Here is a 22,271-nt window from a genome sequence, read left to right as displayed (position 1 = left end):
CGGATCGGGAAGTTGTAGCCGAAGGTTCCGATGAAGCCCACCATCACGATCGGCCAGAGCAGTTGCGGATGCGCGCGCACGTAGCGAAGACCCCTGCGCAGTCCGGAACCATCGAAGAGCCCGGCGCGCCCGCCGGGGGAGTCAAATGACGGCTAGAGCTCATCGACCGCAGTCATTTGGTGGCCCATAACCCCCCTCACCATCAACCAGCATTTGACCACCTTCGACAACGCCCGAGAACGCAACCACAGCCGGTCGACTGAGCTGGAAGCCGCGGGCCTGCCCACCTGACTGCGGAAGGTAAGCCGGGTACGGCACTCGACGCGCCCAGCATTACCCCGCAAACCCACCGAACGGCAAACTATCCGAGGCCACCGAACACGAGGAGTCGGTGCCCAACCACAGCACCCACCGCAGCCCAACCAACCAACAGCGACGTGGCCATGGAGGCACCCCATTTCAAGATCAGGTGGAATCCGTGGCGGCATCGGCCGAGAAGCCCCCGCCACCAGTGCCACCTGATCTTGAAAGAGGCCTAGGCGACGTCGAGGGGGAGGGTGCGGAGTTCGGTGCGGGAGAGGACGCCGAGTTTGGGGTAGGCCTTGTAGAGGTGGTGGCCTACGGTGCGGGGGCTGAGGAAGAGTTGGGCGGCGATGTCGCGGTTGGACATTCCTTGGGCGGCGAGGCGGACGATCTGGAGTTCTTGGGGGGTGAGGCGGGCGAGGACGCCCGTGGTGGGGCGGGTTGTGGTGCCGACGCCGAGGGCGGCGAGTTCGGTGCGGGTGCGTTCGGCCCACGGTGCGGCGTCGAGGCGGTCGAAGGTTTCCAGGGCGGGCTGAAGTTGGTTGCGCGCCTCGGTCTTTCGACGGTTGCGCCGTAGCCGTTCACCGAAAAGCAACTGGGTTCTGGCCTGTTCGAAGGGCCGCCCGCCGTGTTCCAGTGCAGCTTGAAAGTGGCTGTCCGCCTTGGCTTCCGGCCCGGTCAATGCCAGGCAGCGCTCGACCAGCGCGGTGACCCACTCTTGTCGCGAGACTTTCGCCCAGCCGCGAAGCCGATCCAGCGCGTCACCCGCTCGCTCGGGGCTGCCCATGCGCACCGCCGCCTCGATCAGATCTGGCAGGGCCCGCAAACCGATCACGTGGTGGCGGGCGGGTTCCACGGTCAACAGCTCCAGCCTGGTCAGCGCGCTGTCGACCCTGCCGAGGCCGAGATCGAGCACGCCGAGCGCCGCCTGCGTCCACGGTGCGCCGGGCGCGGCCGCACCGCCGAGTTCTTCGGCCAGGGCACGGTCGACCAACTCGCGGCAATCCTGTTCGCGCCCCTCCAATGCCGCCAGATAGGCGAGATAGCTCGACATCTGGCTGATCCAATGCCGCTGCCCGATATCCTCGGCGATCCGCAGTCCTTCGAGCGCGGCGATGCGACCCTCGCGCGGTCGGCCGAGGAACAGTTCGGTCTCGGCGCGGAAGAACAGCAGGGTGGGCAGCAGTGCGATGCGGCCCTGGTCGCGGCATTCGGCAATGAGGGTCTGCGCCAGCTCCGCGGATTGTTCGTCCTGGCCGACGACCAGCCCGACGCCGCACATCTGCACCAGGTCGCGCGGGCTGTCCGCACCGTTGCGGCGGGCGGCGGCGGCAGCGTCGCGCAGGTCGATGGTGAATCGGCCGTCGATGCCAGCGACCGTGTAGCGGGCGATGGGTGTCATCGGTTCGGCGTCGGGCAGGTCCAATGCGTTGATGTGCGCGGCGATCTCGGCGAGTTCCGGTGCGCCGAGGTACCAGGCCGTGTGCACCGCCTGCATGAGGATCCGCGCGGCGCGGGCCGGATCGTCGGTGCGCACCAGATCGGCGTCCGCGAGCAGCAGTTGATGCGCCGAGAGTGGTTTGCCCGCACTGAATTCCGCGGTGGCGCGAACCAGATCCAGTCGCGTCCCGAGCATTCGGTCGGTGCTCAAACCGGCCGCGCGGTCGGCCAGACGGCTGGCGCGGTCCAATTGTCCTGCCTCACTGGCGGTTTCGGCGGCAGCCACCAACCGTCGGACGCGGGCAAACGCGTCGGTGCTCAAACCCGCGGCGCGTTCGTACGCGGCGACGGCACCGGAATAGCCGCTGCGCCGACGCGCGCGATCGGCTGTGTCCTCCAGCGCTGCTGCGGTGGTCTCGTCCGGCCCGGTCGCCGCCGAGGCCAGATGCCAGGCGCGCAGGTCGGCGTTCTCGGGTTCGGTCAGTGCGGCGGCGATGGCGGCGTGCGCGGCGAGCCGCTGCGTCAGCGGCGCACCCTGGTAGACCGCCGAACGCAGCAGGGGATGCCGGAAACTCACGCCATCGCTACCGACCAACCCGGCGTCTGTGGCGGGCTGTAGGTCCGATAGGTGTGCCCCGAGCTCGTCGGCCGCACGCAGCACCGTGGTGAGATCGTTGGTGCCCGCCGCGGCCGCGATCAGCAGCAATGTCCGAGTGGCTGAAGGCAGTCTGGAAACTTGGCCGTGAAATGCCACCTGGAGCCGCTGTGTCAGCGGCAGGGGATTCGGCCCGTGACCGGAATCGTTGCCCTCGGCCGCCAGAACTGCGGGCAACTCCAGCAGCGCGAGCGGATTACCGCCCGCCTCGGCGAGCAACCGGTACCGAATAGCGGGTGAAAGATCCGGACCGCGCCTGTCCACCAGCGCGGCCGCCGACTCCTGCGCCAGGCCGGTCAGCGCGAGCTCGGGCAGGCCGGGCGCGGGAAAATCCTGTTCGCCGGTCCGCGTCGCGAAGATGATCACCACGCCTTCGGCATCGAGTCGCCGGGCCGCGAACAGCAGCGTCTCCGCCGTCGCCCGATCCAGCCAATGCGCGTCATCGATCAAACAAAGCAGCGGCCCCTCGGCCGCCTCCTCCGCCAGTAGCGACAGTACCGCCAACCCGATCAACATCCGATCCGCCGGATCATGCTGTGCCAGACCGAATGCCCCGCGCAGCGCATCCCGCTGCGGTGCGGGCAACCCGTCCACCAGTGCGATTCCCGGCTTGATCAGCAGATGCAGGCCCGCGAACGGCAATTCCGCTTCGGACTCGATTCCGGCACTGCGCACCGCCGGAATCCCCTGCGCCGCCGCATAATCCAACAGCGCCGTCTTTCCGATCCCCGGCTCGCCGCGCACCACGAGCACCCCGCTGCGTCCGGCGCGAGCCGCCTCCAGAAGCCGATCGATCCGAGCTTGTTCGACTTCTCTTCCGTGGAGCATCTGCTCACCGTAACCGCCGACCGAACCCGAGTGACCGACACCCGTTTCATCGACGCCTGGGTGGCAGCGGCATCCGGCGATTCCACTCGGTCGTGGCCGCGCCAGGATACTCGCGAAAATCCCGTTCGGAGCGTGCCTTTTGCGTTGAAAGACAACATTTTCATTAACATCCGCCGCGGATGCCTCGATGATTCGGGTAGTCGAGTACGCAGGTTTCGACGGCAATCGGGGCGGAGGATCTACTCATGAAACGACTGGTGGTCTGTTGCGACGGCACCTGGAAGGCCGAATCCAGCAGCACGGTATCGAATATCATCAAGATCGCGCAGACGATCAGGTACGAGGCGCCGGGACCGTCGGGGGAGTCGATCCCGCAGTGGGTCAGCTACGTATCCGGGCCGGGCGCGCGCGGCTTCCTGGCCGACCGCCTGATGGGTGGTGCGTTCGGACTCGGACTCGAGGCGAATCTGTCCTCGGCGTATTGGCATCTGGCACTGAACTGGCAGCCGGGGGACGAGATCTACATCTTCGGTTTCAGCCGCGGTGCGTACACCGCCCGTAGCCTGGCGGGTCTGATCGGCCGCATCGGAATCATGACGCCGGATGCGATGATCGAGGGAAAGTACCCGGAGGCCTTGCGGATTCACCATCAGCCCGCGCCACAGCGGACCCCGGAGAATCCGGATCCGAAGGAGCCGCGGGAGTGGATCGACTTCCGCAAGGCGAACTGCTGGGATGCTCCGGCCAAGATCGACTTCATCGGGGTCTTCGATACCGTCGGCGCACTCGGCGTGCCCGGACTGACGTCGCTGCGGCACCGGTTCCACGATGTGAAGCTCGGACGCAATGTCTACTGCGCGCGGCAGGCCCTGGCACTCGATGAGCGGCGGCGCAATTTCGAACCGTGCCTCTGGGAGGTGCCGATCGAACCGGATGTGAAGTACTCCCACGACTACGACCGGGTGAAGCAGGTCTGGTTCGAGGGCGTGCACAGCGATGTCGGCGGCGGCTACAAGGAATGCGGACTTTCCGATATCACGCTGCGCTGGATGGTCGAACAGGCCGAGGCGGTCGGACTCGTCTTCGACCGCGACCGGCTCGAGGGACTGTCCCAGCGGTGCGCGGCTTCGGGTGCGAAACATATGGAATTGCATCGCTCGCTCGGCATCGGATACCGAATCCTCAATGTGCTGCGCACCATTCGCCAGCCGAGTAATCCGCGGTTCTACTGGGATTCCTGGCGGCGGCTGTATACCGACGGGGATCGCGGCGTGCGCCTGGCCTCCACCGCGCACGACGCCGCGGACTACCAACCCGCGAATCTGCGGCGTTGGCTGAAGGACAACGACGGCATGGTGCCCGAGACGCTGATCGAGAAGACCGGCACGGTAACGGCCATCACGCCGGAGGAGCCCTCAGCGCACGAGTAGCGCTACCGGCAGCCGGGCGAACAGCTTTTCCAATCGAGCTCGGCCCTGGAAGGTATGGCCGGTCAGCCGGTCGGTCCAGTTGCCCTGCGGCAGCTCCAAAGTGGTATCGGTCCACCCGGTTTCGGCCAGGCCGAGGCTGTGCCGGGTGGCGGCCACGATCACCTCGGGCGTTTCACCGGCCCGGCCGCGCGCGTAGGCGACCAGCCTGCTTTCCTGCTCGCCGGTGGCGAAAAGCGGCAGGTAGGTGCCGCCGACGAAACAGTCCGGACGTTCACGCCGTAACCACAGCGCGTAGGCGACGATCCACATCTTGGCCGCGCCGGTGGTATCCAAAGCCGGTGTACCGGTGAGTGATTGCAGCAGTCCGGCGCGGGCCGCGAAATCCACGGGGCGGCGGTTGTCCGGATCGACGAGCGTGTCCTCCCATAGCTCGCAGCCCTGATAGATATCGGGAATTCCGGGCCCGCACAGCTGCAGCAGCTTCTGCGACAGTGAATCCGACCAGGCGTGCGGGGCGAGTTCGTGCACCAGATCACCGATTTCGGAGCCGATCGGCCCGTCGATCACCGCGTCAAGCCAGCCGTGCACCTTCTTCTCGAATCCGACATCCGGTTCCTCCCAGGAAGTATGGACACCGGCCTCGCGAATCGCCTTCTTCGCGAACAGATGCAGTCGCTCGCGCAGTCCGGCCACGGACGAGGCCGGTCGGCCGTCGGCGGGCCAGACACCGAACATGTTCTGCAGCAGGAACAATGTCGTCGCGCCGTCGGGACCCGGAGTGATCTCCTGCCAGGATTCGACGGCACGCGCCCAGGTCTCCGCGGCCTGTGACAGCAACCCGATCCGGGCGCGCACATCCTCTCCGCGCTTGGTGTCGTGCGTCGACAGTGTGGTCATGGTGGCGGGCCAGCGTTGCGCGCGTTCGCTATTGGACAGGTGGAATTCGTTGAGCGAGTGGCCGAATCGGGCCGGATTGCCGCCCACCTCCTGCAGCGAGACCAGCCGCGCCGCCTGGTAGAACATGGTGTCCTCGACGGCCTTCGCGGTGATCGCACCGCAGACCTGGCTGAACCGAACGGCCGCCTCGCCATCGGACGCCAGCGCCGCCACCAGCACGCTCAGCGGCACCGTCAGTTCGCTATTGCGCTTCTCCACCTCGGCGACCACCGCGCCGGTCATACCCGCCAGCGGTGCGTAATCCACCCGGTAGACCGGCATGAAGGCCAGCACCTCGATGGTGGCATTGGTCAATGCCATGGTGTCGAAGCTTTCGGCATGCGCGTCGCGCTTGATCGCGGCGACCAGGCGCCGGATCTCCGGGGCCAGGATGTTCTCCGCCACCGCGCGTTTGATGCGGTGTTCGGTTTCGCCGATCCAGGCGCGATCGCTGCCGTGCCCGGCGACTTTGCGCGACAGTTCGGTCAGCGTCTGTTCGCCGTCGGGGTCGATCAGTACGCCGCCGTAGTCGGACAGTGCGTCGTAGCCGGTGGTGCCGTCGACCGGCAGTGTCTTGTCCAAGGGTTCGCGGTTGGCGAGGATCTTTTCCACGAGTAGTAGCCGGTGCGGGCCGATGAGCCGACGCAGCTTCGTCAGATACGCGGTGGGATAGGACAATCCGTCCGGATGGTCGACCCGGACGCCGTCGATCAGATCGTGTTCACACCACGCCGCCAGCTCGCGGTGGGTGATCTCGAAGACCTCGGGATCCTCCTGGCGTACCGCGGCCAAGCTGCCGACCGCGAAGAACCGCCGGTAGGTGCACAGCCCGGCCTTCCAGCTGACCAGCCGGTAGTGCTGTTTGTCGTGGATGCGCAGTGCGTTGTCGCCGTCGGTGCCCGCCGCGATGGGGAAGCGCAGATCGTGCAGTGCCAGCATCGGCTCCGAACCGGACCGGTCCACCGTCAATGCGGCCGGATCGTTTTCGCTCTGCAGCACCGGCAGTGCCAACCGGCCGCCCGCGCCATTGCCCGCACTCCAGTCGATATCGAAGAAATGCGCGAACTGTGATTCGCGGCCGTTGCGCAGCACATCCCACCACCACGGGTTCTGCCGGGGATCGGCCACGCCGACGTGGTTGGGCACCAGATCGACGATCAAACCCATACCGCGGCTGCGCACTTCGTCCGCGAGTGCCTTGAGTCCGGCCGGGCCGCCGAGGGCCGCCGAAACCGTGGTGGGATCGGTGACGTCGTACCCGTGCGTCGAACCGACCGTCGCGGTGAGGATCGGCGACAGGTACAGATGCGAAATACCCAGCTGCTGTAGGTATTCCGCGATCGCGCGGGCATCGGTGAAGGTCAACGCGTCGGGGCGCAGTTGGAGTCGGTAGGTGCTGCGGACCGTCGTCTGCCGGGCCGGGGTGCGGCCGCGGGAGATGGGGTCGGTGTGGTGGGTCTGCATATCGGACTTGGGCGTCTCGATCTTCGGCGTCTCGGTCATCGGCGGTTTCGGTTATGCGGGGCAGTGGAGGACGAGCAGACAACGGGCGGGGACGGCGACCGTGCTCGCCGCCGGGTAGGTGGCATCGGCACGGCCGTCGGGCACCGAACAATCCAGTGCGACAGCCCATTCGGCGCCGTAATCCGGATCGGGCAGTACGAAGTCGAGTCCGCTGTCGTGGGCGTTGAAGCACAGCAGGAACGAATCGTCGGTGATGCGCTCGCCGCGCGGGCCGGGTTCGTTGATGCCGAGGCCGTTGAGATAGACCGTCAGCGACTTGCCGAAACCGCTGTCCCAGTCGGCGGGTGTCATCTGCTCACCCGCCGGGGTGAGCCAGGCGATATCGCGGGCGTGCTCTTTCGAGCGGATCGGCCGGCCCGCGAGGAAGCGGCGGCGCCGGAATATCGGATGCGCCGTGCGCAGTGCGATCACCCGCTTGGTGAATTCGAACAGGTCCGAATTCGTCTGCATCAGCGACCAATCCATCCAGGCCAGCGGTGAATCCTGGCAGTAGACATTGTTGTTGCCCTGCTGGGTGCGGCCCATCTCGTCGCCGTGAGCGAGCATCGGGGTGCCCTGACTGAGCACCAGCGTGGCCAGCAGATTACGACTCTGCCTGGCGCGCAATGTGAGTATCTCCGGATCGTCGGTGCAGCCCTCCACCCCGCAGTTCCACGAGCGGTTGTAGCTCTCGCCGTCGCGATTGCCCTCGCCATTGGCCGCATTGTGTTTCTCGTTGTAGGACACCAGATCCCGCAGCGTGAAGCCGTCGTGTGCGGTGATGAAGTTGATGCTCGCGCTCGGCCTGCGCCCGGTGGCCTCGTACAGATCCGAGGATCCGGTGAGCCGGGAGGCGAATTCGCCGAGGGTGGCGGGTTCCCCGCGCCAGTAGTCGCGGACGGTGTCGCGGTACTTGCCGTTCCATTCGGTCCACTGGCCGGGAAAATTGCCGACCTGGTAGCCGCCCTCGCCGACGTCCCAGGGCTCCGCGATGAGCTTCACCTGGCTGACCACCGGATCCTGTTGCACCAGATCGAAGAAGGTCGAGAGCCGGTCCACGTCGTGCAGTTCCCGTGCCAGCGTGGCAGCGAGATCGAAGCGGAACCCATCGACGTGCATATCCAGGATCCAGTAGCGCAGCGAGTCCATGATCAGCTGCAGCGTATGTGGGTGGCGCACGTTCAGGCTGTTACCGGTGCCGGTGTAGTCCATGTAGTGCGACGGGTCCTCGTCGACCAGGCGATAGTAGGCCGCATTGTCGATCCCGCGGAAGGCTAGGGTCGGCCCGAGATGATTGCCCTCACCGGTGTGGTTGTAGACGACATCGAGGATCACCTCGATGCCCTCGGCATGCAGTGCGCGCACCATGGCCTTGAATTCGGTGACCGCCGCACCGCCGCGTGGGCTGGCCGCGTATTCGTTGTGCGGGGCTAGGTAGCCGAAGCTGTTGTAGCCCCAGTAGTTTCGCAGACCCTGATCCAAAAGGACGCGGTCGTGCAGGAATTGGTGCACGGGCATCAGCTCGATCGCGGTGATGCCGAGTTCCTTCAGATGTTCCACGATCGCCGGATGCGCGATACCGGCGTAGGTCCCGCGCAATTCCTCCGGAATGTCGGGATGCGTCATCGTCATGCCCTTGACGTGCGCCTCATAGATGACCGTCTCGTGGTAGGGCCGATTCGGTGGACGGTCGGCGCCCCAGTCGAAGAACGGGTTGATCACCACGCCGGTCATGGTGTGCCCCAGCGAATCCTCGCCGTAGGTGTAGAGCGAGGAGTCGTTGTCGAATTCGCCGTCGAAGGCCTTGCCATAGGGATCGAGCAGCAATTTGCTTGGATCGCAGCGCAATCCGTGCTCGGGATCGTAGGGTCCGTGCACCCGGAAGCCGTAGCGCTGGCCGGGTCCGATGGTCGGGAGATAGGCGTGCCAGACGTAGGTGTCGACCTCTTCCAGCGGCACTCTGGTTTCGGTGCCGTCCCTGGCGATAAGACACAGTTCGACCGCGTCGGCAACCTCGGAGAACACCGAGAAATTGGTGCCTGCGCCGTCGTAGGTCGCGCCCAGTGGGTAGGCGGTGCCGGGCCAGACACCGAGGGGTGTCACCTCACCGGGCGCTGCGTCGGGCTGAGCCATGTCAACGACACTAGCGCCAGCCGGATCGCGCTCCGTGCGGGTGGTTGCGGCCGGGCGAGTCAGTCCTGGTCGGGGCCGGTTTCGAGCCAGCGCCGCCGGTAGCCGAGCCGGGTGGCCAGCCGGGCGAGTCCGCCGAATACCGCATGCTGCAGCCAGACCGGGATGCCCGCGAGATAGCCGTCCTGGTAATCCCACAGCAATGCCAGCGCCAATGGGTCGCGCGGCATCCGAGAGCGGACGGTGGTCTTGTGTGCGGCGTCGAGGTTGTGCCAGAGCTGGAACATCTCCCAGTGCCGCAGCGGCGGTCGGATCTCGTGATCGAAGACGGTATCGGGCGCCTCGCTCCAGAACTCGTGTACCGCGCGCGGCGGTGCGGTGAGCGAATCACCCGGATGCACAACGGTTTCCGTGCCATCGATCTTGAAGCGGAGCCGACCGCTACGCAGCGTCCACGATTCGCTGAGCACCGGATGCCAATGGCGGCCCGCCTGCCGGTCCGCTTCCGGCAGTTGATGTTCCAGCCGCAGGTAGGGGCCACGCTCGTCCTCGCCGCGTTCGACGAAGGTTATGCGGTGGCCGTTGCGGAAGGTGAGTGTGTCTCGCATATCTCCAGATATAAAGGTAACCTTCATAATGTGTCAACGGTTGAATCGCACACCACGCTGTTGAAGCTGCTCGGCCAGGCGACCCATGCCTTCGAACGCGAGCTGAATCGGGAATTGCGGGCGGCGCTGCGCGACGATCTGCGCCCGGCGCATTACGCGGTGTTCCGCTATCTGGCGCCGGAAGGGTCGCGTATCAGTGCGTTAGCCGAGGAAGCGGGCATGACCCAGCAGTCGATGGGGGAGTTGGTGACGCATATGGAGCGGTGCGGGTATGTGGAAAGGAAGGTCGACCCGGATGACCGGCGGGCACGGCTCGTAGTGCTGACCGCCGAGGGGCATGCGGCGCTCGGCGTGGCGGCGGAGCGGATCAGCCGAATCGAACGGAAGCTGGTGGCGACTCTGAACGAGCGAGGGTTGGCTGAGCTGTGGCAATCGCTGAGCCGCGTACACGAGGCGCTGATCGACTGAGTTTCACCGCCGCTTCGGCAGCGTCAGTCGCCAGGTCTGGCCGACCAGATCGTGGCCGAAGCTGTGGTGCGGATTCGATTCCACGAGTTCGAAACCCGCGCGCTGATAGATATGCCGCGCGGAGGTGAGGATGTCGTTGGTCCACAGCATCATGTCGCGGTAGCCGACCTCGGTGGCGAATCGCACGCAGCGCTCGACCAGTGCGGAGCCGACGCCGAGGCCGCGCGCGGTCGGCTCGACCAGCAGTAGCCGCAGCCGGGCCGTGGTCTCGTTCTCCGCGACACAGAAAATACAGCCCACCGGCTCGCCGTCGTATTCGGCGATCCAGGCGTGTTCGCGACGCGCGTCGTGGTCGTCCAGATAGTCCGCGACAATGCGGGCTACGAGTGCCTCGTAGCTGGTATCCCATCCGTATTCGGCGGTGTAGAGCGCCGCATTGCGCTGGATGACCCAGCCGTAATCGCCTGGTTTCGGGACGCGAAGCACCAATTCGCCGAGGCCCGGCCCGTCGAGTATGCGCTGGATGGTGCGCATGGAGGTGATCAGTCGCGCGCGCTCGGCCGGTTTGTGCGCATTGAGGAGGTAGCCGACTTCCGCGCTCGAGCGCTGATTGAGCACGGCGAAGATCTCCCTGCCGCGGTCGGTCAACCGGACCTCTTGGCGCCGCCCATCGCTTTCGGAGCGATTGCGCTGGACCAGTCCGTCCTTCTCGAAGCGGGCCAGGATGCGGCTCAGATAGCCGGGGTCCAAGTCGAGCGTGCGGCGCAGCGTGACGACCTCGCTCGCGCCGGAGTCGGCCAGTTCGAACATGATTCGCGCTTCGGTGAGTGAATATTCGCTGTCCAGCAGGCCCTCGCGTAGCACCCCGATGACCCGGGTGTAGCGGCGGTTGAATTCGCGCACGGCGTCGATATCGGCGGCGGCAACGGTGGTCACGGCGGCTCCCAATCTTTGACTGAGTCAAAGAATACGTCGGAACGGTCGAGTTGGTGTGGAAATCGACGGGGGATCGTGCGCGCGCAGCTCGAGTGGTAACTTGAACACCGTTCAAGCCCAGCTGGGCTGTCACGCGATCGCGAGGAATCCTGTGGCATGAGTTCACCCACCCCGCCGGCTCCGCCGACTGCCACCTCCCTGACCCCTGACGAGATCACCGCCATCGACGCCGAACATGTCTGGCATCCCTACGGCGGCTTTCCCGCGACGACCGAACCGCTGGTGGTTTCCGGTGCTTCCGGAACCCGGCTCACCCTCGCCGACGGTCGGGAATTGGTCGACGGGATGAGTTCGTGGTGGGCGGCCATCCATGGCTATCGGCATCCGGTACTGGATGCCGCCCTGGTGGCACAGTCGCAGCGGATGAGTCATGTGATGTTCGGCGGGCTCACTCATGAACCGGCGGCTCGGTTGGCCAAGTTGCTCGTCGAGCTGACGCCCGCCGGTCTGGACAAAGTATTCCTGTGCGACTCCGGTTCGGTATCGGTCGAGGTCGCGGTGAAGATGTGCCTGCAGTACTGGCGCGCCGCGGGTAAGCCGGAGAAGCGGCGGCTGCTCACCTGGCGCGGCGGGTATCACGGCGATACCTTCACGCCGATGAGCGTGTGCGATCCGCAGGGCGGCATGCACGCGCTGTGGACCGATGTGCTCGCCGAGCAGATCTTCGCACCGGCACCGCCGCGTGAGTATTCGGCCGAGTACGTGGCCGAGTTCGAACGGTTGCTGGCCGCGCATGCGGAGGAACTCTCGGCCGTCATCGTGGAGCCGGTCGTACAGGGTGCGGGCGGGATGCGCTGGCACGATCCGCGGTATCTGACCGATCTGCGGCGCCTGAGCGACGAGTACGGGGTGCTACTGGTCTTCGATGAGATCGCGACCGGATTCGGGCGCACCGGAGCGCTTTTCGCGGCCGATCACGTCGCGGTGAGCCCGGATGTCATGTGTGTCGGCAAGTCGCTCACCGGCGGGTATCTGACCTTGGCCGCCGCGCTCTGCACCTCCCGGATCGCGGAGACCATCAGCGCCGGGCACGGCGGGCTCATGCACGGTCCGACCTTCATGGGTAATCCGCTGGCCTGCGCGGTCGCGGTGGCCTCGATCGAGCTACTGCTGCAACGGGATTGGCGCGCCGAGGTGACCCGTATCGAATCGGAGCTGAATGCCGGTCTGGCCCCGGCGCGTTCGCTGCCCGGGGTGGCGGATGTGCGGGTGCTGGGGGCGATCGGCGTTGTGCAACTCGATCATCCGGTGGATATGCGCAAAGCCACCCACGCCGCCGTCGAAGCGGGCGTCTGGCTGCGTCCTTTCCGCGATCTGATCTACACCATGCCGCCCTTCATCAGCACGACCGAGGACATCGAACGCATTACCGCCGGTATGGTCGCCGCCGCTCAGGCCTGACGCGTCAGGCGCGTTTGCGGGTGTCGTGCGCGGTTTCCGCGTTCTCGGGACGGTCGGTGTCGGAGACGATCTCCCAGACCCGGAAGACGCAGTGGTAATCGTCGGCCCAGCCGGAGGCGATCAGCAGGTAGTTGTCGCCGTCGCGCAGCAGGACGCGGCGACCCGGAAGTCTCGGATGCTGCGGGGTGAAAGTGGGCACGAGCGAGTGCATTTTGGCCAGGGCCTGCTCGCGCGTGCCGACCACCTCCGCGAGCACCCGCGGCGACCAACGCTTGTGATCGCCGGAACCTGTTGTCTCTTCGACGACTATCGCCCACCGTGGCATTCGGCCCTACTCCCTTTGGCGGAAATGCCGCGCCACCGTCGGTCGGTGGCGACCTTCAACGATTGGCTCCCACGGTACCAGTACCAGACCCCGCCCATGCGGCTTGAACGGTGTTCAAGTATGCTGCGGAGCTGTGACTACCGATCCGTTGGGCTGGCTCGACGAACGCGCCGCCGAGCGCGTGCGCGTCGGGTTGCGCCGTGAGCTGCGACCCCGTGCGGCACAGTCGCCATCGATCGACCTCGCCTCCAACGACTACCTCGGGCTGGTACGTCATCCGGAGGTCATCGAGGGCGCGATCGAGGCCGTGCGACGCTGGGGCACCGGGTCCACCGGATCCAGGCTCGTCACCGGCACCACTTCCGAACACGAGCAACTCGAGACCGAACTCGCCGAATTCGTCGGCGCCGAGGCCGGTTTGGTCTTCGCCTCCGGCTACGCCGCCAATCTCGGAGTGGTGACCGCGCTCGCCGGGCGGGGCGCGCTGGTCGTCTCCGATGCGGCCAGCCACGCTTCGCTGGTCGATGCCTGCCGGCTCTCGCGTTCGCGCGTGGAGATCGCCGCGCATTGCGATGTCGAGGCGGTCGAGCGGTTGCTGGCCGATCGGACTGAGGAACGGGCGCTGGTACTTACCGATTCGGTATTCAGTGCCGACGGTGATATGGCTCCGCTGGCCGAGTTGCACCGGGTCACCCGGGCGAATGGCGCGGTACTGATCGTGGATGAGGCGCACGGGCTCGGTGTGCGCGGCGCGGGTGGGCGCGGGCTGGTGCACGAGGTCGGCTTGGCCGGGGAACCGGATCTTGTCGTGACCGCGACCCTGTCGAAAGCCCTTGCCGCACAGGGGGGTGTGGTATTGGCCAGCGAGCGGGTGCGTGCGCATCTGATCGATTCGGCGCGGACGTTCATCTTCGATACCGGACTCGCACCCGCCGCGGTCGGTGCGGCGCGGGCGGCGCTGCGGTTGTTGCGCCGAGAGCCCGAGATGGCGGGTCGGGTGTTGGAGCGGGCCGCCGATATCGCGCGCATTGCCGGTGTGGCGGAACCGGATTCGGCGGTTGTCTCGGTGGTGCTCGGCGAGGCGCAGGTCGCGTATGACGCCGCGCAGGAATGCCGCGCACGTGGACTCGATGTCGGATGCTTCCGTCCGCCGACGGTGCCCGAGGGGACATCGCGGCTACGGCTCACCGCACGGGCGAATCTGACTCCCGGCGAACTCGATACCATCGCAACGGTCCTCGGCGAGGTGCTGGCGCAGGCGCGTGGATTGGTGATCGCATGAGTGTGCTGTTCGTGACCGGTACCTCGACGGAGGTCGGTAAGACCGTAGTGACCGCCGCGCTGGCCGCAGCCGCGCTGGCCGCCGGTCGGTCGGTGGCGGTGTGCAAACCGGCCCAAACCGGTGTGGCGCCGGGTGAACCCGGCGATCTAGCCGAGGTCGAACGCCTCACCGGTGTCACGAGAACGGTCGAGATCGCGCGCTATCCCGATCCGTTGGCTCCGGACACCGCCGCGCGCCGGTGCGGGCAGCCGCTATTGACGCTGAGTGAAACCGCCGCCGCCATCGACTCTCTCGCCGATGCGGATCTGACCCTGGTCGAAGGCGCGGGCGGATTGCTGGTCCGCCTCGGCGAATTCACGCTGCTCGAGCTGGCGCAGAAGCTCGATGCTCCGGTACTCGTCGTCGCCGCGGCTGGACTCGGGACTCTCAACCACAGCGAATTGACCACGCGTGCACTGTCATCCGCCGGTGTCCGCTGTGCGGGGCTGGTTATCGGCTCCTGGCCGGATGAGCCCGGGCTCGCGGAGGAGTGCAATCGCACTGATCTGTCTCGGGTTACCGGGGTCGAGTTGGTCGGCGCGGTGCCCGCGGGTGCGGGTGGGTGGGATCGCGAGCGGTTCTCCGCCGTTGCACCCGGTTGGTTCACTCCCAGTTGGGCGGACTGACCCGAATCGGCCCCGGCACGATTACCATCCATCGGTCACCGGCGAGATGACCATCACCATCGACTTGGTCGACGCCGACGGCGGCACCCAGATCAACGCCGTGCACGACGGACTGCCCGCTCGACCACAACGAACTCGGCTGGAGCATCCCCCGCGGCAAGCTCGCCACTCTCGCCGAAACCGGCGAACTGCCCTGATCGCGGCAACAGTCATCGTCACGGCTCGATACTGAACACAGGCACCAGATTCCAGCGCTCGAGCTGTGTGCGGACCTGCGACGACGCGCGTCACCTCGACCTGCTGGTCGTGGGTTTGCGACCGGTTGTCGGCGAATATTTCCACCGCCAACTCAGCGATTGCCACGCGCACTTGCCTGGCAGCACTCGCGAACCGTACCTAGAGTGGAGAAGATGTCGCCGTTGGACGATCGGCACCCGTCCACCGTCTCGGACTGGGACGACGCGCGACGGAGGGCCCGGCTTCGGGAGACTCGTCTCGGGCACGGGTGGCAGACGTTGCGCCGCACCAGGTTGGCGCTGCTGCGGGTCGCCTTGATATTGCTCGCTGGGCTCATCGTGTTCGCCCAGTACTGGGTGCACGACGTCACCCCCGAACGCGATCGGCTCGCGCGCACCGAACCCGCCGTCCTGCCGATCGCGACCCCCGCGCACGATCGCGACTGGGACACGGTCGTCGTCGATATGGTCGGTCTCGGTGGACTCAATGCCAGCAATACCGCGGCCGCGCTGCCCGCCCTCGGCGATATGGGAGTGGTCTGGGCCATCAAATACGACAATCAAGGTATCGACACCAAGGTGATCGCGGATCTGATCATCCGCGCCGCCCAGATGTCGGGGCTGAAGAACGTTGTGCTGGTCGGACACAGTATGGGCGGGGTCATCGCGCTCGAGGTCGCGCGGCATATCCACCTCGACAGCGACCTGCGCCTGGTGGGAGTGATGCTGGACTGCACGCCGGTGGATTTGAACGCGGTGCGTCCGGAGAGTCGCGGTGCGGGCGAGGATATGGTGCGCTGGATGGGCTGGCTGCCGGGGGCGCGGGAAAGTCGCACCCTGCGGTTGGCGGTCGAAACCTATGCGCGCCGTGACCGATTCGTCGATCGCGGGGCCAACGGATTGCCCGGAGTCCGGCTCGAGCCGATGCGCGATGTCGTCGAAGAAGTGTTGCGCGACAAGGTCTTCTCCAAAGACGTGGCAAGCAACGGCCTGATCGAGACGCAGTTCCTGGCGATCGTGGCGGGCGGTGCGATCAACGATCTGCGCGCGCTGTCCCGGCCCGCCGACGGCAAACCGCGCCCGGCCATCGTCTTCATCCGCCCGCGCAATCCGGATAACGACCGGGTGGTGGATGTCGAGTACTCCCATCAGGTACTCATCGAGCGGGCCGGTGGCGTCGACGGCTCGCTGCTGGTCGTCATGCCGCGAAATACCGGACACGCCAATCCGATGCAGCGCCCCGAGGAGTACAACCGGATCATCGACCAGCAGATCCTGCCGTTCATCCAGCGATACCAGGAGCAGGTGCGCGCGACGATCTCCGCGGCGGCGCCGCGCTGAGTCGGCATCGGGCCCTGTGTTGGAATCAGGCTAAGGCAAACCGTATGCGGGCCGGTTTCGTCTTGATTCAATCACCGCATGTTCCGACCACGTACGTTCCTGACCGGCCTGCACGGCCGCACTATTGCCGCGTTGCTCGCTGCGGCGACCGTTGCGAGCCTGGGTGTGACCGGCTGCGCGAGCGACGACAAGCCGGTCGGTAAAACCGACGCCCCGCTGCCCACCGAAATCCCCGCGGGCACAAAGCTCGTGCTCGCCGATCAGCAAGAGCGGTTCAAGTCGGTACTCCAGTTCTCCGGCGAACTCGACAAGCTTCCGTTCAAGGTGGAGTTCGCCAACTTCATCGGTGGACCGGCCATCCTGGAGGCATTCCGGGCCGGCGCCGCCGATGTCGCGACCGTGGGTGATGTCCCGCCGATCCATGCGCAGGTCGCCGGTCAGGATGTGCCGATCGTCGCGGCTTACCAATCCAATCCGAACGCACTGAAACTCGCGGTGGCGCCGGGCAAGACGGCCACCACGCTCGCCGGCCTGAAGGGCAAGAAGATCGCCTACGCGGAGGGCACCGCCCAGCAGGCCGCGGTGCTGCGGGCGATCGCCAAGGCCGGGCTGAAACCCACTGATGTGCAACTGGTTCGGCTGCAGCTCGCGGAGTTCCTGGACGCGGTGCGCACCGGCCAGGTCGATATCGCGCCGCTGGCCGAACCGAACGTCACCCGGCTGTTGCGTACCCCGGGCGCCTCACTGATCCCGGATTCGGAGACCACCGGCATCTACGGCGGTGTCGGCTATCTGTACGCGCGCCGCGCCGCGGTGACCGATCCGGCCAAGGCAGCTGCGACTCGGGCGGTGGTCGCCGCCTATATTCGCGCCTACCAGTGGGTCAATACCCACCAGGAGGAGTGGGCGCGCAAGTACTACGTCGAGAACCAGAAGGTCAGCGCCGATGATGCCAAACGCATCGTCGATTCGTTAGGCACCTACACCTTCCCGCATCTGGATCAGCAGCTCATCGATCGCCAGCAGGGCACCATCGACGCGATCGACAACGCGGGCGAACTGCCCAAGAAGGTGCGCGCCGCGGACGATTTCGATCTGCGCTTCGACGCCGTCATCATCCAGGCCGTCACCGAGAGCGGCGCCGCGTTCGAACCGAAGGCGAAATAGCGATGGCTACCTTGGATGCCGGTGTACTCGGCCGGATCGGACGAAGTTCACGCACCGCCGCGGAGCCGGTATCGGCCCGCCGCAAGCCGACTCGTCCCCGGCTCGGACCGGGCCGCCCGATTCCGTTCGGCATCGCCATCGGGCCCGTACTGCTGATCGCCGCATGGGTGATCGGATCCGCCTCGGGCGCACTGGATGAGCAGACACTGCCCGCGCCGTGGACGGTCGCCGAGACCGCACGCGATCTGCTCGCCGACGGCAGACTGCAGTCGAACCTGCTGACCTCGCTGAAGCGCGCGGCCTGGGGCCTCGGGCTCGGCGTGGTGATCGGTGTGGTGCTCGCCTTGATCGCCGGATTGAGCCGCGTCGGTGAAGCCCTGCTGGACGGGCCGATTCAGATCAAACGCTCGATTCCGACGCTGGCGCTGATCCCGCTGTTCATCGTGTGGTTCGGCATCGGGGAGGACATGAAGCTCATCGTCATCACGACCAGTGTGGCGATTCCGATCTACATCAATACCCATGCGCAATTGCGTGGTGTCGACAGCCGCTATGTGGAATTGGCCGCGACGGTGGGTCTTTCGCGATGGGGATTCGTCCGCCGGATCGCGTTGCCCGGTTCGCTGCCCGGATTCTTCACGGGCCTGCGGCTGGCGGTAACCATTTCCTGGCTGGCCCTGGTCGTGGTCGAACAGGTGAACGCCACCAGCGGCATCGGCTATCTGATGACGCAGGCGCGTACCTACGGCCAGATCGACGTCATCGTGGTCGGCCTGGTCATCTACGGCCTGCTGGGATTGTTCGGCGATCTCGCCGTGCGCGCGACGGAACGGAGGGCGCTGTCATGGCGGCAGACGATCGCGGACTGAATGTGGTCCGAACCCGCGGGCTGCGCCGGGGTTTCGGTGACCGCGTTGTGTTGCACGGTATCGATCTCGATATCGCGCGCGGCGAATTCGTCGCCCTGCTCGGGCGCAGCGGTTCGGGTAAGAGCACCTTGCTGCGTGCGCTGGCCGAACTGGATCGCGATGTGCTCGGCTCGGGTGAGTTGCGAGTGCCGACGGAACGTGCGGTGGTGTTCCAGGACTCGCGGCTGCTGCCGTGGAATCGGGTACTCGACAATGTGACTCTCGGTTTGAAGAGTAGCGACGCCGCCGAGCGCGGTCGCACCGCTCTGGCCGAAGTCGGTCTCGCCGGGCGGGAAAAGGCTTGGCCCAAGGAGCTTTCCGGAGGTGAGCAGCAGCGCGTCGCCTTGGCACGGTCGCTGGTCCGGGAGCCGGAGTTGCTGCTGGCCGATGAGCCCTTCGGTGCGCTGGATGCGCTCACCCGCATCAAAATGCATGTGCTGCTGCAAGACCTGTGCGCCAGGCACAAGCCCGCCGTCTTGCTGGTGACCCACGATGTCGATGAAGCGGTGCTGCTCGCCGACCGCGTACTCGTCCTCGATGAGGGACGTATCGCCGTCGACCAGCGCATCGATCTGGAACGTCCACGCCGCCACATCGATCCGGACTTCAACCACCTGCGCGAGCTGCTGCTCGCCAGCCTCGGCGTCGATGTCGGGGCCCTGCACGATGAGAAGAAAGCCTCATGACCCGCCAACTCAGCCTCAATGCGTTCATCTACCCCTCCGGACACCACGAGGCGGCCTGGCGGCATCCGCAGAGCCGACCCGACCGGATCTACGATGTCGCCTACTACCAGGAGATCGGCCGCACGGCCGAAGCCGCGAAACTCGACGCGGTGTTCTTCGCCGACGGGCCCGCGCTGCGCACCAATGTCAAGCACAATGCGGCCTCGGGTCTGGAACCGATCACCCTGCTGACCGCGATCGCGACGGCCACAACCCATCTCGGGCTGATCGCCACCGCGTCCACCACCTACTACGAGCCCTACAACCTGGCCAGGCTGTTCTCCACACTCGATCACATCTCCGGTGGCCGGGCGGGCTGGAATATCGTCACTACCGGAACCGACCTCGCCGCAGCGAATTTCGGACTCGACAAACATCCCGATCACGCGACGCGATACGCGCGGGCGCGAGAATTCGTCGATGCGGTTGTCGCGCTGTGGGACAGCTGGGAGGACGACGCCATCCTGCTGGACCAGGAGGCGGGCATCTACGCCGACCCGGACAAGATCCATCCGATCGACTTCGTCGGCGAGTACCTCAGCGTGCGTGGGCCGTTCAACGCGCCGCGCACCCCGCAGGGACATCCGGTGCTCGTACAGGCCGGTGCATCGAATGACGGCCGGGCCTTCGCGGGCCGGTACGCCGAGGCGATCTTCACCGCGCATCAGCGGCTGGAAGACGCGCAGGCGTTCTATGCCGATATCAAGGCCAAGGCCGCCGAATTCGGCCGGGACGCCGAGCAGATCAAGATCCTGCCCGGCATCAGCCCGTTCATCGGCGATACCGAGGCGGCGGCCGAACAGTTGGAGCGGGAGTTCAACGAGCTCACGGTGCCCGAATACGGGCTGAAGCAGTTGGAGGGCATCGCCGGGGAGAGCTTGCGGAACCTGCCGTTGGATGAACCGGTGCCGCTCGAATTGTTCAGCGATGCGGGCGATGTCACCGACAACGAGCGCAGTCGTCGGCAAGTAGTCGCCGGAATCGTGCAGCGGGAACGGCCCACCGTGCGCGGGCTGCTGCATCGTCTCGCCGGTGCCCGTGGACATCGGGTCTTCGCCGGTACGCCGGAGCAGGTCGCGGACACCATCGAGGAATGGTTCCGCAATGGCGCCGCCGACGGTTTCAATGTGATGCCGCCCTACTACCCGGGTGGTCTGGAGGTCTTCGCCGAGCAGGTCGTCCCGATCCTGCAGCGGCGCGGCCTGTTCCGCACCGAATACACCGGAACCACACTGCGCGACCACTTCGGTCTGCCGCGCCCGGAGAGCCGGCACGCCCGGCGACCGGCGCTCGCGCAGTGAGCGGCTGTATCGGTCCGCATCGAGCCGAGCGAGATTTCCATCGTCGGGCCCAACGGGTAACGCCACGCTGGCGCGGAACCCGGCTGGTACCAGGCGGCCGCGGCAGGGCGGGTTCGTCGTGGGAAGGCATGTGCTGCATGAGCTTTCGACGTGAGCAACCTTGTATGTCCCGTCCAGCGCAGGGCTATCCGCACCGGTGCCCTCGCACGGCGCGGGCACTATGAGCGAGCGCGTCGGCGCCACGACAGAATCCGTACGCTTGCGTTCACTGGTGTGGACTGTGTTCGTGCCGGTGGTGCTCTACGGCATCGGATCCGGCGCGGCCGCACCCATGTACGCGTTGCGCGCATTGGATCTGGGTGCGTCGGCCGGTGTCGCCGGAATCGTCGTCGCGCTGAGCGGGTTGGGGATGGTGCTGGCCGATCTGCCCGCGGGGCGGATCGTCGCGCGCATCGGGGAACGCTGGGCGATCGCCGTCGGATCGGGCCTCGGTGTGGTCGGGGTGCTGTGCGCGATCTTCGCCCCGCATACCGGGGTGCTGGCGGTTGGTGTGCTGCTCAATGGAACCGCCAGTGCGGTGTGGGGTTTGGCGCGACAGTCCTACATCGTGGCTGTTGTGCCAGCAGACGAGCGGGGGCGTGCGTTCTCGGCTTTGGCCGGTGCCTCGCGCCTCGGATCGTTCTGCGGACCGTTCATCGGGGCGGGAATGGTGTATGCGATGGGGCCGAGCGGTGCGCTGTGGTTGCAGTTCGGTACGACCGTCGCATCGGGCGCGGCGATGCTCGCCATCCGGTCGGCGGTCGCCGACGATGCGGATGCCGCCGATCACACCCTGCGTTCGGTGGTCGTCGAAAACCGCAGGGTGCTGGGCACACTCGGTCTGGCGGCACTGCTGATGGGTGGTGCCAGGGCGACGCGTACCGCGCTGCTCCCGCTGTGGGCCGCGCATATCGGCGTGAGTGCCGCCGCTACGAGCCTGATATTCGGCATCGCCGGAGCAATGGACGTGCTGCTGTCCTATCCGGGCGGCATCCTGCTCGATCGCTACGGCAGCCGCGCCACCGGCGTGCCGTCGATGGTGCTGTTCGCGGTCGGCTTCGCAGCGCTGCCACTCACCTCGACGGCGCTCGAACTCACCGGTGCCGCCGTCCTGCTCGGGCTCGCCAATGGCGTGAGCAACGGCATCATCATGACTGTCGGCGCGGGCGTCGCACCGCCGGGCCAGCGTGCGGAATTCCTCGGCGCCTGGCGTCTGACGCATGACATAGGCATGTTCGCGGGACCGATTGCCGTCGGCTTGATCAGTGCCGCAACGGTTCTCGGTGCCTCGGCGCTCGCCGTCGCCGCTGCGGTATTCGCAGGCGCGGTCGCCATGCACCGCTGGTTCCCTGGCGCCTATCCCGCCGTGTTCGCAGAAGCACGCCGCGACCATGCCCGGACGCCCGACTGAGCGCTCGGCCCGCCCATAACGCAGCACCCTGGTACGTGCCGTGCACCTTCTGCGAGGTGTTCGAGGGCCCGGTTCCTATGCGCTTTGGTACTGCGAGACGCTGATCGCGTTCGGCGTGCCAGTCCTGTTTACGGCGCACACCCAGTGCTTGCCTCGAATAGATTGCGTCTTGT

Annotated in this window: 17 protein-coding genes; 11 read left to right on the top strand and 6 right to left on the bottom strand. The window is 66.4% G+C overall.

Annotation, left to right across the window (positions count from 1 at the left end):
• Window positions 1-535 precede the first annotated feature (535 nt).
• The gene (locus tag ACQPZ2_RS32190; RefSeq protein ID WP_433521879.1) at window positions 536-3,226 is read right to left on the bottom strand and encodes an ATP-binding protein; all 2,691 of its coding nucleotides are present in this window, start codon (window positions 3,224-3,226) and stop codon (window positions 536-538) included.
• A 245-nt stretch (window positions 3,227-3,471) separates the two neighbouring features.
• On the opposite strand from ACQPZ2_RS32190, the gene ACQPZ2_RS32185 reads away from it, so the two are divergent.
• Window positions 3,472-4,656, top strand: coding sequence for a DUF2235 domain-containing protein (locus tag ACQPZ2_RS32185; protein WP_433521878.1), 1,185 nt, complete (start codon window positions 3,472-3,474; stop codon window positions 4,654-4,656).
• Here ACQPZ2_RS32185 and treY read toward each other — a convergent pair.
• Genes treY through ACQPZ2_RS32170 form a run of 3 tightly spaced genes read right to left on the bottom strand, consistent with a single transcriptional unit; the run spans window position 4,642 to window position 9,833 of the window.
• Complete coding sequence (treY, locus tag ACQPZ2_RS32180; protein WP_433527575.1) at window positions 4,642-7,056, bottom strand: malto-oligosyltrehalose synthase; 2,415 nt, start codon at window positions 7,054-7,056, stop codon at window positions 4,642-4,644. The two genes, ACQPZ2_RS32185 and treY, sit on opposite strands and share 15 nt — an antisense overlap.
• Window positions 7,057-7,107: 51 nt before the next feature.
• Window positions 7,108-9,228 (bottom strand): glycogen debranching protein GlgX, encoded by a 2,121-nt coding sequence (glgX, locus tag ACQPZ2_RS32175; RefSeq protein WP_433521877.1) that lies wholly within the window; start codon window positions 9,226-9,228, stop codon window positions 7,108-7,110.
• Window positions 9,229-9,287: 59 nt separating this feature from the next.
• Window positions 9,288-9,833 carry a cupin domain-containing protein gene (locus tag ACQPZ2_RS32170; protein ID WP_433521876.1) on the bottom strand — a complete coding sequence of 182 codons (546 nt, stop codon included), beginning with the start codon at window positions 9,831-9,833 and terminating at the stop codon, window positions 9,288-9,290.
• 30 nt (window positions 9,834-9,863) lie between these two features.
• On the opposite strand from ACQPZ2_RS32170, the gene ACQPZ2_RS32165 reads away from it, so the two are divergent.
• Entirely contained in the window at window positions 9,864-10,301 is a 438-nt protein-coding gene (locus ACQPZ2_RS32165) for a MarR family winged helix-turn-helix transcriptional regulator (protein WP_433521875.1), read from the top strand.
• A 3-nt stretch (window positions 10,302-10,304) separates the two neighbouring features.
• Here the strand turns inward: ACQPZ2_RS32165 and ACQPZ2_RS32160 are convergent, their stop codons facing one another.
• Window positions 10,305-11,237 carry a bifunctional helix-turn-helix transcriptional regulator/GNAT family N-acetyltransferase gene (locus ACQPZ2_RS32160; RefSeq protein ID WP_433521874.1) on the bottom strand — a complete coding sequence of 311 codons (933 nt, stop codon included), beginning with the start codon at window positions 11,235-11,237 and terminating at the stop codon, window positions 10,305-10,307.
• A gap of 156 nt (window positions 11,238-11,393) precedes the next feature.
• Between ACQPZ2_RS32160 and ACQPZ2_RS32155 the strand changes: the two genes are divergently transcribed.
• Window positions 11,394-12,698, top strand: a complete 1,305-nt coding sequence (locus ACQPZ2_RS32155) for an adenosylmethionine--8-amino-7-oxononanoate transaminase (protein WP_433521873.1) — start codon at window positions 11,394-11,396, stop codon at window positions 12,696-12,698.
• A 4-nt stretch (window positions 12,699-12,702) separates the two neighbouring features.
• Here the strand turns inward: ACQPZ2_RS32155 and ACQPZ2_RS32150 are convergent, their stop codons facing one another.
• Window positions 12,703-13,023, bottom strand: coding sequence for a hypothetical protein (locus tag ACQPZ2_RS32150; RefSeq protein ID WP_433521872.1), 321 nt, complete (start codon window positions 13,021-13,023; stop codon window positions 12,703-12,705).
• 133 nt (window positions 13,024-13,156) lie between these two features.
• Between ACQPZ2_RS32150 and ACQPZ2_RS32145 the strand changes: the two genes are divergently transcribed.
• The 8 genes from ACQPZ2_RS32145 (at window position 13,157) to ACQPZ2_RS32110 (ending at window position 22,098) form a co-directional block, all read left to right on the top strand.
• Window positions 13,157-14,305 carry an 8-amino-7-oxononanoate synthase gene (locus ACQPZ2_RS32145; RefSeq protein WP_433521871.1) on the top strand — a complete coding sequence of 383 codons (1,149 nt, stop codon included), beginning with the start codon at window positions 13,157-13,159 and terminating at the stop codon, window positions 14,303-14,305.
• Complete coding sequence (gene bioD, locus ACQPZ2_RS32140) at window positions 14,302-14,970, top strand: dethiobiotin synthase (protein ID WP_433521870.1); 669 nt, start codon at window positions 14,302-14,304, stop codon at window positions 14,968-14,970. Before ACQPZ2_RS32145 ends, bioD begins: the two co-directional genes overlap by 4 nt.
• Window positions 14,971-15,380: 410 nt before the next feature.
• Window positions 15,381-16,547: an alpha/beta fold hydrolase gene (locus ACQPZ2_RS32135; protein ID WP_433521869.1), complete on the top strand. Its 1,167-nt coding sequence runs from the start codon at window positions 15,381-15,383 to the stop codon at window positions 16,545-16,547.
• A 78-nt stretch (window positions 16,548-16,625) separates the two neighbouring features.
• Window positions 16,626-17,714, top strand: coding sequence for an ABC transporter substrate-binding protein (locus ACQPZ2_RS32130; RefSeq protein WP_433521868.1), 1,089 nt, complete (start codon window positions 16,626-16,628; stop codon window positions 17,712-17,714).
• A 2-nt stretch (window positions 17,715-17,716) separates the two neighbouring features.
• On the top strand, window positions 17,717-18,583 hold the full coding sequence (locus ACQPZ2_RS32125; protein WP_433521867.1) for an ABC transporter permease: 867 nt from the start codon (window positions 17,717-17,719) through the stop codon (window positions 18,581-18,583).
• Window positions 18,559-19,308, top strand: coding sequence for an ABC transporter ATP-binding protein (locus ACQPZ2_RS32120; protein WP_433521866.1), 750 nt, complete (start codon window positions 18,559-18,561; stop codon window positions 19,306-19,308). Before ACQPZ2_RS32125 ends, ACQPZ2_RS32120 begins: the two co-directional genes overlap by 25 nt.
• Window positions 19,305-20,648, top strand: coding sequence for an LLM class flavin-dependent oxidoreductase (locus ACQPZ2_RS32115; protein WP_433521865.1), 1,344 nt, complete (start codon window positions 19,305-19,307; stop codon window positions 20,646-20,648). Before ACQPZ2_RS32120 ends, ACQPZ2_RS32115 begins: the two co-directional genes overlap by 4 nt.
• Window positions 20,649-20,907: 259 nt before the next feature.
• Complete coding sequence (locus ACQPZ2_RS32110; protein ID WP_433521864.1) at window positions 20,908-22,098, top strand: MFS transporter; 1,191 nt, start codon at window positions 20,908-20,910, stop codon at window positions 22,096-22,098.
• Window positions 22,099-22,271: the final 173 nt, after the last annotated feature.

Source organism: Nocardia pseudovaccinii (genome assembly GCF_050942345.1).
Lineage (GTDB): Bacteria > Actinomycetota > Actinomycetes > Mycobacteriales > Mycobacteriaceae > Nocardia > Nocardia pseudovaccinii.
The sequence above is the reverse complement of the archived record's forward strand: the minus strand, read 5'-3'. Positions and strand labels throughout refer to the sequence as shown.

Bases quoted from the DNA above. Each gene is read 5' to 3' on its own strand.
- ACQPZ2_RS32190 (WP_433521879.1), bottom strand. From the start codon at position 3,226: ATGCTCCACGGAAGAGAAGTCGAACAAGCTCGGATCGATCGGCTTCTG.
- ACQPZ2_RS32135 (WP_433521869.1), top strand. From the start codon at position 15,381: ATGTCGCCGTTGGACGATCGGCACCCGTCCACCGTCTCGGACTGGGAC.
- ACQPZ2_RS32130 (WP_433521868.1), top strand. From the start codon at position 16,626: ATGTTCCGACCACGTACGTTCCTGACCGGCCTGCACGGCCGCACTATT.
- ACQPZ2_RS32150 (WP_433521872.1), bottom strand. From the start codon at position 13,023: ATGCCACGGTGGGCGATAGTCGTCGAAGAGACAACAGGTTCCGGCGAT.
- ACQPZ2_RS32120 (WP_433521866.1), top strand. From the start codon at position 18,559: ATGGCGGCAGACGATCGCGGACTGAATGTGGTCCGAACCCGCGGGCTG.
- glgX (WP_433521877.1), bottom strand. From the start codon at position 9,228: ATGGCTCAGCCCGACGCAGCGCCCGGTGAGGTGACACCCCTCGGTGTC.
- bioD (WP_433521870.1), top strand. From the start codon at position 14,302: ATGAGTGTGCTGTTCGTGACCGGTACCTCGACGGAGGTCGGTAAGACC.
- ACQPZ2_RS32115 (WP_433521865.1), top strand. From the start codon at position 19,305: ATGACCCGCCAACTCAGCCTCAATGCGTTCATCTACCCCTCCGGACAC.
- ACQPZ2_RS32170 (WP_433521876.1), bottom strand. From the start codon at position 9,833: ATGCGAGACACACTCACCTTCCGCAACGGCCACCGCATAACCTTCGTC.
- ACQPZ2_RS32155 (WP_433521873.1), top strand. From the start codon at position 11,394: ATGAGTTCACCCACCCCGCCGGCTCCGCCGACTGCCACCTCCCTGACC.
- ACQPZ2_RS32125 (WP_433521867.1), top strand. From the start codon at position 17,717: ATGGCTACCTTGGATGCCGGTGTACTCGGCCGGATCGGACGAAGTTCA.
- ACQPZ2_RS32185 (WP_433521878.1), top strand. From the start codon at position 3,472: ATGAAACGACTGGTGGTCTGTTGCGACGGCACCTGGAAGGCCGAATCC.
- treY (WP_433527575.1), bottom strand. From the start codon at position 7,056: ATGCAGACCCACCACACCGACCCCATCTCCCGCGGCCGCACCCCGGCC.